This is a genomic window from Paucihalobacter sp. (assembly GCF_036825875.1).
Classification (GTDB): domain Bacteria; phylum Bacteroidota; class Bacteroidia; order Flavobacteriales; family Flavobacteriaceae; genus Paucihalobacter.
This window is the reverse complement of sequence record NZ_DAISXK010000019.1, coordinates 36,464-47,872: the sequence shown is the minus strand read 5'-3', so window position 1 is coordinate 47,872 and position 11,409 is coordinate 36,464. Positions and strand designations below refer to the sequence as shown.

Here is an 11,409-nt window from a genome sequence, read left to right as displayed (position 1 = left end):
ATCAAAAAATTTCTGATATTCAAGAAGTTTATTCGCATCCAATGGCGTTATTGCAGTGCAAACAGTTTTTTAAATTGCATCCTCATATCAAGTTAATTGAAGATAAAGACACCGCTGAAGTTGCGCAACGCATTCAGAAACAAAAATTAAAAAATGTTGCCGCGATTGCCAGCACTTTGGCTTCAGAATTATTTGAACTTGAAATTTTAGCCCGAAGCATTCAAAGCATACAGCACAACGAAACCAGATTCGTAATTGTAAAACCAAGTAAAAAAGAGTTACCCGATAATCAACTAAGCAAAGCGTCTTTAAAGTTCGAACTGGACCACAAACGCGGTAGTTTGGCGGCCATTTTAAATGTCATGAGCGATTGTAAACTCAACCTCACAAAAATTCAATCGCTTCCAAAAATTGAAACGCCTTGGAAATACGCCTTTTTTGTGGATGTTACTTTTGATGCAGTGGAAAATTTCAACAAAGCCTCATCAATTTTAACCATTATGGCAGAGAATTTTAAAATATTGGGAACTTATAAAAATGCACGCCAATGATTAGTCGGTCCTATAGATTACAAACCGTGGAAGAGTACTATTTTTCTAAAAAGTTAAGAGAAGTAGCTGTGCTAAAAGCCAATGGAAAACCAATTATAAACTTGGGCATCGGTAGTCCCGATTTGGCACCACCACAACAAGTAATTAATGCGATAAACGATAGCATGTCACATCCGGATGCTCACAAATATCAAAGCTATCAAGGTTTAATAGAATTGCGTGAGGCCATTACCAAATTTTACAAAGCGCAATATGAAGTGTCTTTAAGTCCGCTTACCGAAGTGCTACCACTTATGGGAAGCAAAGAAGGAATTATGCATATTTCAATGGCATTTTTGAACAAAGGCGATGAAGTACTCATTCCAAATCCTGGATATCCAACCTACGCATCTGTTACCAAACTAATTGAAGCAGTGCCTAAATTTTACGACTTATCGTGGAAAAATAATTGGTTACCAGATATTGAAGCCTTACGTAAAACAGACCTTTCTAAAGTAAAATTAATGTGGGTTAGTTATCCGCATATGCCAACGGGAGCACAAGCTACGCACAAACTGTTCAACGATTTAATTGCCTTTGGCAAACAACACGATATTTTAATTGTAAACGACAACCCATATAGCTTTGTGCTTAATCCTTCACCAAAAAGTATTTTAAAGTATCCGGGTGCTAAAGAAGTTTGTTTAGAGTTGAATTCGTTAAGTAAAACTTTTAATATGGCAGGCTGGCGTGTAGGCATGGTTTTAGGCGATTCAAAATATATCGAAAGCATATTGAAAGTAAAAAGCAATATGGATTCGGGCATGTTTTATGGTATTCAAAAAGGTGCAATTGAAGCACTTAAATGCTCCGATTTTTGGTTTGCAAGTTTGAATAGTGTTTATCAGCAACGTCGAGAATTGGTTTGGGAGTTGGCATCGGCACTTAATTGCACATTCGATAGAGATGCCGTTGGGATGTTTGTATGGGCAAAGCTGCCACCCTTTGAAAAATCTGAAGAATTTATAGACAAGCTATTAAAGGAGAGCAACATATTTGTGGCCCCAGGAACAATTTTTGGCAGCCAAGGCGAAGGCTATATCAGGTTTTCGCTTTGTGCTGATGAAGATGCCATTAGAGAATGTATAGCAAGAATTAAATGAAAAATATTTATATCATAGGCGTTGGTTTAATTGGCGGAAGTTTTGCTTTGGACGTTAAAAGTTTGGATAAGAATATCCGTATTTATGGTATTGATATCAATCCAAATCATTTACAAGAAGCTTTAGATTTGGGAGTAATTGATGAAAAAGCAACCTTAGAAGATCTTAGCAACGCCGATTTTGTGGTGTTGGCAATTCCTGTTGATAAAACATTAGAAATTCTCCCTGAAATTTTAAACAAAGTAAACGATAACGCCGTAGTTTTTGACGCTGGATCTACAAAATTCGATATTTGTAAACTGGTTGAAAACCATCCGAAGCGTCGCAATTTTTTAGCCGCGCATCCTATTGCTGGTACAGAATTTTCAGGCCCGAAAGCTGCCTTTAAAGGCTTGTATGCCAATAAAACCAATATAATTTGTGAAGTTGAAAAAACTGCTTTCAAATTACAAGAAGCGGCATTGCAATTGTTTAAAGACATAGGAATGCGGATTAGGTATATGAATCCCGAAGCACACGACAAGCATATAGCCTATGTTTCGCATTTGTCTCACATTAGCGCATTTATGCTCGGTAAAACAGTAATTGAAAAAGAAAAAAACGAACGTGATATTTTTGATATGGCGGGCAGTGGTTTTGAAAGTACGGTACGTTTAGCCAAAAGTTCGCCTGAAATGTGGACGCCAATTTTTAAGCAAAATAAGCAGAATGTGGTTGAAACGCTTGAAGAATACATTCAAAATTTACAAGAATTCAAAGCCTATATAGAAACTGATAATTTTGAAGCAGTTTTTAACGAAATGAAAAACACCAATCGAATAAAAGAAATATTAAAGGGAATTAATTAAAAAATCCAACTTTCAAATTCCAAAATGCAAAAAACAAATACCAGCTATAGTCAGTAATAAAATTAAAAAATTGGAATTTGGAATTTGAAAGTTGGAATTTTAAACAAAAATTATGGAAAACAAAAAAGAACTTAGAACTTGGTTAGACGATTTAAAACTGGATCATCCTTTGGTAATTGCAGGACCTTGTAGCGCAGAAACAGAAGAACAAGTACTTAACATAGCACACCAGCTAAAAGATACCGATGTAAACTATTACCGTGCAGGTATTTGGAAACCTCGTACGCGTCCTGGTATGTTTGAAGGCGTTGGTGCATTGGGTTTAAAATGGTTACAAAAAGTTAAGGCAGAAACTGGACTCAAAACAGCCACTGAAGTAGCCAACCGTGCACATGTTGAGCTAGCTTTAGAACACGACATAGATTTACTTTGGATTGGAGCACGTTCTACGGTAAGTCCGTTTATAGTTCAGGAAATTGCCGATGCGCTTAAAGGAACCGACAAAATAGTGTTGGTTAAAAATCCGGTTAACCCAGATTTACCTTTGTGGCTAGGTGCTATTGAACGCTTATCATCTGCTAATATCAAAAAATTAGGAGTTATTCACAGGGGTTTTTCAACTTACGAAAAATCAAAATACCGAAACAATCCCGAGTGGCAAATAGCCATTGAATTGCAATCAAAATTTCCAGACTTACCATTGATTAACGATCCTTCGCATATTACAGGTAAGCGCGATATGATTTTTGATGTGTCGCAAACAGCTTTAGATTTAAATTTTGATGGATTAATGATAGAAACTCATAATAATCCTGATAGTGCTTGGAGCGACGCAGCACAGCAGGTTACGCCTGAAGCTTTGGTGCAAATTATGAAGGATTTAAAAATCAGAAAAGAATTCGATCCAGAAACAGAATACAATGCGAGCTTAAATAATTTAAGAGCACAAATTGATGTTGTTGACAATCAAATCATAGAATTGCTAGGAAAACGTATGAAAGTAGCCGATGGCATAGGTTCGCTTAAAAAACAAAAGAACGTAGCCGTGTTACAAAGTAAGCGTTGGAATGAAATACTCGGCAAAATGGTTTTAGAAGGTAACGAGAAAGGCTTAAGTGAAGAATTTATTCTAAAATTATTTAAGGCCATTCACCAAGAGTCTATCAACCACCAGGAGAAAATAATTAATGGATAATTAAAAAGGGTTGAAATTTCAACCCTTTTTAATTTATTGTTTGTTTCGTTTAAAGATATATCTGGTAACAAATATGCCATTGCCGTCGTCTTTTCCGGCATCGCTCTCAACGGCGCTGGTTACAAATGCTAATTCCCAACCTTCTTCAGCCATTGCAGTAAGTTTTGAGGATATAACCACATCGTTAGCCACAATATTTTGAAATCTAATGCCGCCTAGATTAAAAAAGTTGAGTAGTTTGGTTTCTTCAAACTCTTTAACTCTAATCTCACTTCTTTTAGTTTTGTTTCGTTTTTCTTCTTCAGTATCTGATGTAAATTCCTCATAATCTCTTTCAGCTTCTGAGGCGACCAATCTCGAACGTCCCAAACCAGCCGGAACTATAGATTCTACACTGGTAATAATTTTGTACTCTACTTGCGCATCGACTTCAAAAGTAGTGAGTAAAATTGCACTCAAAAATAAAATAAAGGTTCTCATAATTAGTAAATTTAAAAATCAACATAAAATTAAGTTTTATAACCATATAAAAAAGTGTTATTTTGCTCAATTCAAATTTTTAAATGACCGGAACTATATACAAATCAACAGGAAGTTGGTACAACGTGAAAACACCTCAAGGCAAAGATTTTAAATGTCGTATTAAAGGCAAATTTAGAATGCAAGGCATTAAAAGTACCAACCCAATTGCGGTTGGAGATGTGGTTGATTTTGAACTTGAAACCAAAAACGATGAGGTTACTGGAGTCATCAATAAGATTCATGACCGTAAAAATTATATAGTTAGAAAATCGGTCAATCTTTCCAAACAAACACATATCATTGCTTCTAATATCGATCAAGTTTTTTTGTTAATTACCTTAAATAATCCACCAACCTTTACCAGTTTTATTGATAGATTTTTAGTAACGGCCGAGGCCTATGTTATCAAAACAGTTTTGGTATTTAATAAAATTGATACGTATAATGAGGATGAAATTCTGGAAATAAAATACTTAGCTGATCTCTACAGAAAAATTGGTTACGAATGTGTTGGTATCTCAGCCGTAACAGGAAAAAATATCGATAAGATTAAAGATTTAATGAAAGATAAAGTCAGCATGTTCGCTGGTCATTCGGGTGTTGGTAAATCTACCTTAATAAATACGATAGAACCGGGTTTAGATTTAAAAACTAAAGCCATTTCGGAGCAACACATGCAAGGGCAACACACCACGACTTTTGCTGAAATGTTCGATTTAAGTTTTCAAGCAAAAATCATCGATACGCCTGGAATTAAGGGTTTTGGAGTCGTTGATATGGAACCCGAAGAAGTGGGTGATTATTTTCCTGAATTTTTCAAATTAAAGCAAGATTGTAAATTCAATAATTGCTTGCACAAAGAAGAACCCAAATGTGCCGTAAAAGAAGCTTTAGATAAAGATGAAATAGCATTTTCACGTTACAGAAGCTATTTGCAAATTCTTGAAGGAGAGGACGAGCATTACAGAACCGATAACTGGGATAACGAATAAACGTTAATATTTAAAAAAGTTCCCTTTGGGGATTTAGGGTTTATGAAAGCAGTAATTCAAAGAGTAACCAAAGCATCTGTTGAGGTGGATGAAGATCAGGTAGCTGTAATTAATTTAGGCCTATTGGTTTTATTAGGGATAGAAACTGAAGATACGGAAGAAGATGCGCAATGGCTAAGCAAGAAAATAGCAAATCTTCGAATCTTTAACGATTCAGAAAACACAATGAACTGCTCTCTAATTGATGTTCAGGGCGATGTTATTGTTGTAAGTCAATTCACTTTACATGCTAGTACGAAAAAGGGAAATAGACCAAGTTATATAAAGGCTGCAAAACCTGAAATTGCCATCCCACTTTATGAATATTTTATCGAACAAATAGAAAATGAAATCGGTAAATCAGTTCAAACTGGCGTTTTTGGCGTACATATGAAAGTTGGATTGTGCAATCATGGCCCGGTAACCATCGTTATTGATACCAAGAGAAAGGAATAGTTAAAATTTTATTAAAAAAGTCTTGCGACTTATTTTTGGGTTTAATATATTGCTTCTTTTAAATCCCACTTTACATGAAGCTTAAGCTTTTCCTACTAGTTCTCATATTACCTACATTATTTTGGTCGCAATCCGAAGATTTATATAAATCCAATACCGTTCCAGTTAATTTGATGGAGAAATCTAATGCATGTATTAGATACAATAACATTCAAATTGAAATTGTAGCCTACAATAAAATTATTTTAACTAAAAAAAGAATTATAACGGTTTACAATAAAGTTGGAGATCGCATGCTAAGGGCTGGAGTTGGATACGATAATAACATTAATATTAAAAAGCTAGAAGCTTTAATTTATAATGCTGATGGTAAACAAATAAAGAAAATTAAAAAGAATGATTTTATAGATGAAAGTGCGGTTTCTGGTGGCACTTTGTATTCTGATAGTCGTGTAAAATATTTAAATTACACACCAATTTCTTATCCATACACCATGGAATTTGATGCAATTGTTGAATACAAATCAACGGCATTTGTGCCCGAATGGAATCCGTTAGAAAATTATTACACTTCCACCGAAAATTCAGAATATAAAATAATAAACAATTCAAACGTTGAACTCAGATTTAAAACCTCAAATTTTGAGGGCTTTAATATCGAAACCTTAAATGATTTTCACTATAAAGCAACTAATTTACCGGCCATTCCATACGAAGAATACAGTCCAGATTTTGATAGATTCACGCCGAACGTCAAAGCAGCCTTAGTGGATTTTTCTATGGAAGGTGTTAAGGGTATCAACACCAATTGGAAAGAATTTGGCCGATGGATGAATAGCACTTTAATTGCCGATACCCAAACATTACCTGAAAATGTAATTTCACATGTAAAATCACTTACCAAAGATATTGATGATCCAATTGAAAAGGCAAAAATTGTCTATAATTTCATGCAAGATAAAACGCGTTATATAAGTGTACAAATCGGCATTGGTGGTTGGAAACCCATAAATGCCCTAGAAGTTGATAGAAATGGTTATGGTGATTGTAAAGGGTTAACCAATTACACGCAGGCATTACTTAAAGAAATTGGTGTAGAATCATATTACACTGTTATTTATGGCGGATCGGATGGTATTACCCATATAGATAAAGACTTTTCATCAACACAAGGAAATCACGTGATTTTATGTCTCCCTAATAATGACGATTATATTTGGCTAGAATGTACGAGTCAAACCAATCCGTTTGGCTTAATTGCTGGGTTTACCGATGATAGAGATGCCTTGGTTATAAAACCAGACGGTGGTGAAATTATACGCACAAAACAATACAAACCTGAAGAAAGTCTTCAGTTAACATCTGCCAACGTGAATTTTGATGATTCAGGGAGCTTTGAAGCCAATGTCGAAATAAAAACAACTGGGTATCAATATTCCTTGAGAGAAGGTTATCAAAATAGGGACATGAAAGAACAAGATATTCGCTATAAAAGTTATTGGGGTAATATTAATAACCTTACATTAAATGACATTCAGTTTATTAACGATAAAGATAAAATAGAATTTATTGAAACTGCTTCTTTATCTGCAGGTAACTACGCTTCTAAAACAGGTGACCGATTATTGCTTCAACCCAACATGTTTAATGTGGTTAGTCAAATACCGGCTAGATATTCAACCAGAACTTTAGATTTTGAAATAGAACGCGGCTTTAAAGATGAAGACCATTATATCCTGGAATTTCCTGATACCGTTGAGGTTGAAGCATTGCCTGAAAGTGTGTCGCTTAACACCAAATTTGGTGATTACAGTTTCAGTATGGAACCAATAGAAAATAATAAAGTGCTATACAAACGCACCTACCTTCTAAAAAAGGGCGAGTATACTAAAGATGAATATGAGGAATTTCGAGAATTTAGAAAGCTCATTGCCAAACACGATAAAGCTAAAATGGTTTTAAAAATAAATTAAGTAACAAATATTTAACTTATGAGAATATTAATTCTCGCCCTAACTCTAGTGCTTTCAATTGGTGTGTTTTCCCAAAACTTCAAATTCGGAGAAGTTTCTGATGAAGAGATATCGGAAACCACACACCCTATCGATCCAACTGCTAATGCCGCCATATTGTTTAAAAGCGAAAGCGTTTATTTTGTCTACACAAACGGTGGATTTAATCAAATTCGTGAGATACACGAACGTATCAAAATTTACAACAAAGAAGGTTTTGATTGGGCGACCAAAAGAATTGCATTATATCGCGGAAGTAAAAATGTAAAAGAGGTTCTAAATAAAATAAATGGTGTTACCTATAATTTAGTAGGCAATAAAATCACCCAAGATAAATTAAATAAAAATGGAATTTTTGAAGAAGATGTAAACGAGTATTTTAGGTTAAGTACCTTTACAATGCCAAATGTAATGGAAGGTTCGGTAATTGAATATAGCTACTCGATTGATTCACCTTTTTCAGCTATTGATGATATTGTTTTGCAGGAAGAAATCCCAATTAATAGATTGGAAGCTAGAATTGCCACACCCGAATTTTATAGATATAACAAAACTTTTAATCCAATGGCATTGTTTGCGCCTAGAATAAAAGAAACCAAGGAAAGCAAATCACTTAATGTAACATATTTAACTTCAAACAGAACGAATTGGGGTACAATTGCTGGTGATGCACATTCAAAAAGATACCAAACAAGCAATGCGACTTATATAGAGCATAAAATTGAAATTACAGAGGATAATATTCCAGCATTAAAAAACGAAGAACTAATTTCTAGCCTAAATAACTATCGAGCGAAGTTAGGGATGGAATTAAAGGCTGTTGAGCGTTCTGGCGGAGGTTTTGATACCTATTCTACCACATGGGAAAAGGTTTGTAAAACAATTTACGACAGTCCTAATTTCGGTGATCAGATAAAACGTTCAAATTTTTATAATGATGATCTAAATGCCGTTGTTGGTGACGTTTCAGATCCATTTATCAAAGCCTCGATTTTACAGAGATTTGTAAATTCTAAAGTAACATGGAATGGTAATTATGGTTTTTTCACATTTAAAGGTACACGAACAGCCTATAAGGATGGCTCTGGTAACGTGGCTGATATTAATCTGTTGCTGGTATCTATGCTTCAGTCTTCTGGCGTAAATGCATACCCTGTTTTAATTAGCACCAGAAATAATGGCATACCACTTTTTCCTACACGTACAGGATTCAACTACGTAATTTGCATGGTTGTAACCGATCAGGGATTTGCGCTATACGACGCAACTGAAAATTTCTCGAGCTTTAATGTATTGCCAACAAGAGCGCTGAATTGGCAAGGTAGAGTTTTACGTCCAGATGGCACTTCTAACTGGGTGAGCCTTATTCCTGAAAAAAAATCCGAAGAAATAACGATGCTCACAGTTAAAATCAACGACGATTTTTCAGCAGAAGGCAATGTTAGAAAGCGTTTAACAGATCACCTTGCGTTTAAATATAGAAAAAAACATGCATTTTCAGATGAAGAAAGGCATATAACAGCGCTCGAAATGAATAATGGTGATTTGGAAATATTAGAATTGAATTTTGAAAACGCTAAAGACGCGTCTAGGCCAGTAGAACTTAACTATAAATTCGAATTGCAAGATGCTCTTGAAGGTATAGGTGACAAACTGTATCTTCAACCCATGCTTTTTGTCGCTATGAAAGAATCACCATTTAAATCAGAAATCAGATCATATCCAATAGATTTTACGCATCCTGTTTCTGAAAAATACCTTATTGATATTGTTCTACCAAAAGGTTATGATATTGAAACCTTACCAAAAAGTGAATCTTTAAAATTTAATGACGATACTTGCGTTTTTAGTTATTTCGCCAAAAATAATGGTGAAATTTTGCAGTTAAATATTACCTTAGATGTTAATACCACAATCATAAAGACTTCCGATTATCAAGATTTCAAAGATTTTTTCCAAAGAATTATTGAAAAGCAAGCTGAACGCGTGGTACTTACAAAAGCTTAATTATGGATATAAAAAATGCGCAAATTATAGTTGACGAATGGATTAAAACCCACGGAGTTCGTTATTTTAACGAGCTCACCAACATGGCACAACTCACCGAAGAAGTTGGTGAGGTCGCCAGAATAATCGCAAGACGCTATGGTGAACAAAGCGAAAAAGAAAGCGATAAGGAAAAAGACTTGGGCGAAGAATTAGCCGATGTGGTTTTTGTAGTTCTATGCTTGGCCAATCAAACTGGTATTGATTTACAAGCCGCCTTTGATGCTAAGATGGAAAAGAAAACAAAACGCGACCACGATCGGCATCACGGCAATAAAAAATTAAAATAATCTTTAAATACATCTTACCTTTGTCTGTATTTTTAAAATATGACAATTCAACTTCAGCATTCCACATTAATAAGCAATAGAAAAGTAACTATTACAGGCTCTAAAAGTGAGTCTAATCGTTTGCTCATTCTAAAAGCACTATATCCAAATATTTCAATTGAAAATCTTTCAAATTCAGACGACACTCAAGTTTTAAATAAGGCTTTATCAACAGAAAATCATATTGTTAACATCCATCATGCTGGAACTGCTATGCGATTTCTTACGTCTTATTTTGCTTCTAAAAAAGGTACTGACGTTATCTTAACAGGTTCGCAACGCATGAAAGAACGCCCAATTGGCTTGCTTGTAGATGCGTTGAATGCTTTAGGTGCCAATATAAGCTTTGTTGAAAATGACGGTTTTCCGCCATTAAAAATTCAAGGACAAGAATTATTAAAGAGCGAAGTCATCTTAAAAGCCAATATCAGTAGTCAGTTTATATCGTCATTAATGCTTATTGCACCATCACTAACGAATGGTTTAACAATCTATCTTGATGGTGAGATTACTTCAAGACCGTATATAAACATGACGCTAAAATTACTTCAGGATCTGGAAGTAGATGCACGTTTTGATGATCAGGTTATAACAATCAAGCATAAATCTCAAATTCCAAATTCAGTTGAGCAGAAAGTAATCGTGGAGTCCGATTGGTCTTCGGCATCTTATTACTATTGCTTAGTAGCTTTAAGCGATATTGGTAGCCGCATAACTTTGCAGTTTTATAAAGAAAATTCTCTTCAAGGAGATTCGGTTTTAAGTAATTTATATAAAAGTTTTGGGGTTGAAACCCAATTCGCGAACCACGAAATTATTTTAACAAAGGCTTCAACCCACGAAGACGAAGTGACTTTCGACTTAAATAATTGTCCAGATATTGCACAAACCATCGCCGTTACAGCTTTAGCACTAGGTGTAAATTGTGATCTTTTTGGTTTGCATACTTTAAAAATCAAAGAAACTGATAGGTTAGTGGCACTTCAAAAGGAAATAGAAAAATTGGGCGGAACCATTCAGGTTACCGATAATTCACTCCACCTAAAAGCAGTTAAAAATTTAAATGCTAATGTAGCAATTGCCACCTATAACGATCATAGAATGGCAATGGCATTCGCTCCTTTATCACTAAAAGTTCCAATTAAAATTGAAGATGCTGATGTAGTTTCAAAATCATATCCTGATTTTTGGAAACACCTTAAATCGGTTGGTATTCAGATAAATGAATAATAAAACCCAAAACACTTGACAAACCCTATGTCGAGATTGTATATTTG

Annotated in this window: 11 protein-coding genes; 10 read left to right on the top strand and 1 reads right to left on the bottom strand. The window is 34.8% G+C overall.

The window, feature by feature from the left end; translation table 11 throughout:
* The 4 genes from V7Z48_RS07415 to V7Z48_RS07400 form a co-directional block, all read left to right on the top strand.
* Positions 1–551, top strand: a 551-nt coding sequence (locus V7Z48_RS07415) for a prephenate dehydratase (RefSeq protein WP_334112769.1), incomplete at its 5' end; no start/stop codon positions are given.
* Entirely contained in the window at positions 548–1,693 is a 1,146-nt protein-coding gene (locus tag V7Z48_RS07410; RefSeq protein WP_334112768.1) for a pyridoxal phosphate-dependent aminotransferase, read from the top strand. The genes V7Z48_RS07415 and V7Z48_RS07410, both read left to right, overlap by 4 nt.
* Positions 1,690–2,541, top strand: a complete 852-nt coding sequence (locus V7Z48_RS07405; protein ID WP_334112767.1) for a prephenate dehydrogenase — start codon at positions 1,690–1,692, stop codon at positions 2,539–2,541. Before V7Z48_RS07410 ends, V7Z48_RS07405 begins: the two co-directional genes overlap by 4 nt.
* A 112-nt stretch (positions 2,542–2,653) precedes the next feature.
* Positions 2,654–3,736, top strand: a complete 1,083-nt coding sequence (locus tag V7Z48_RS07400) for a bifunctional 3-deoxy-7-phosphoheptulonate synthase/chorismate mutase type II (RefSeq protein WP_334112766.1) — start codon at positions 2,654–2,656, stop codon at positions 3,734–3,736.
* A 33-nt stretch (positions 3,737–3,769) separates the two neighbouring features.
* Here V7Z48_RS07400 and V7Z48_RS07395 read toward each other — a convergent pair whose 3' ends face one another.
* Positions 3,770–4,216, bottom strand: a complete 447-nt coding sequence (locus V7Z48_RS07395; protein WP_334112765.1) for a hypothetical protein — start codon at positions 4,214–4,216, stop codon at positions 3,770–3,772.
* An 83-nt stretch (positions 4,217–4,299) separates the two neighbouring features.
* Between V7Z48_RS07395 and rsgA the strand changes: the two genes are divergently transcribed.
* From rsgA to V7Z48_RS07365, 6 genes are all read left to right on the top strand, one after another.
* Positions 4,300–5,250 (top strand): ribosome small subunit-dependent GTPase A, encoded by a 951-nt coding sequence (gene rsgA, locus V7Z48_RS07390; protein ID WP_334112764.1) that lies wholly within the window; start codon positions 4,300–4,302, stop codon positions 5,248–5,250.
* Between the two features lie 42 nt (positions 5,251–5,292).
* Positions 5,293–5,745, top strand: a complete 453-nt coding sequence (dtd, locus tag V7Z48_RS07385; protein WP_334112763.1) for a D-aminoacyl-tRNA deacylase — start codon at positions 5,293–5,295, stop codon at positions 5,743–5,745.
* A 74-nt stretch (positions 5,746–5,819) separates the two neighbouring features.
* Positions 5,820–7,718 (top strand): DUF3857 domain-containing protein, encoded by a 1,899-nt coding sequence (locus V7Z48_RS07380; RefSeq protein WP_334112762.1) that lies wholly within the window; start codon positions 5,820–5,822, stop codon positions 7,716–7,718.
* Between the two features lie 18 nt (positions 7,719–7,736).
* The gene (locus V7Z48_RS07375) at positions 7,737–9,764 is read left to right on the top strand and encodes a hypothetical protein (protein ID WP_334112761.1); all 2,028 of its coding nucleotides are present in this window, start codon (positions 7,737–7,739) and stop codon (positions 9,762–9,764) included.
* 2 nt (positions 9,765–9,766) lie between these two features.
* Positions 9,767–10,093, top strand: coding sequence for a nucleotide pyrophosphohydrolase (locus tag V7Z48_RS07370; RefSeq protein ID WP_334112760.1), 327 nt, complete (start codon positions 9,767–9,769; stop codon positions 10,091–10,093).
* A 39-nt stretch (positions 10,094–10,132) separates the two neighbouring features.
* The gene (locus V7Z48_RS07365) at positions 10,133–11,362 is read left to right on the top strand and encodes a 3-phosphoshikimate 1-carboxyvinyltransferase (RefSeq protein WP_334112759.1); all 1,230 of its coding nucleotides are present in this window, start codon (positions 10,133–10,135) and stop codon (positions 11,360–11,362) included.
* Positions 11,363–11,409 lie beyond the last annotated feature (47 nt).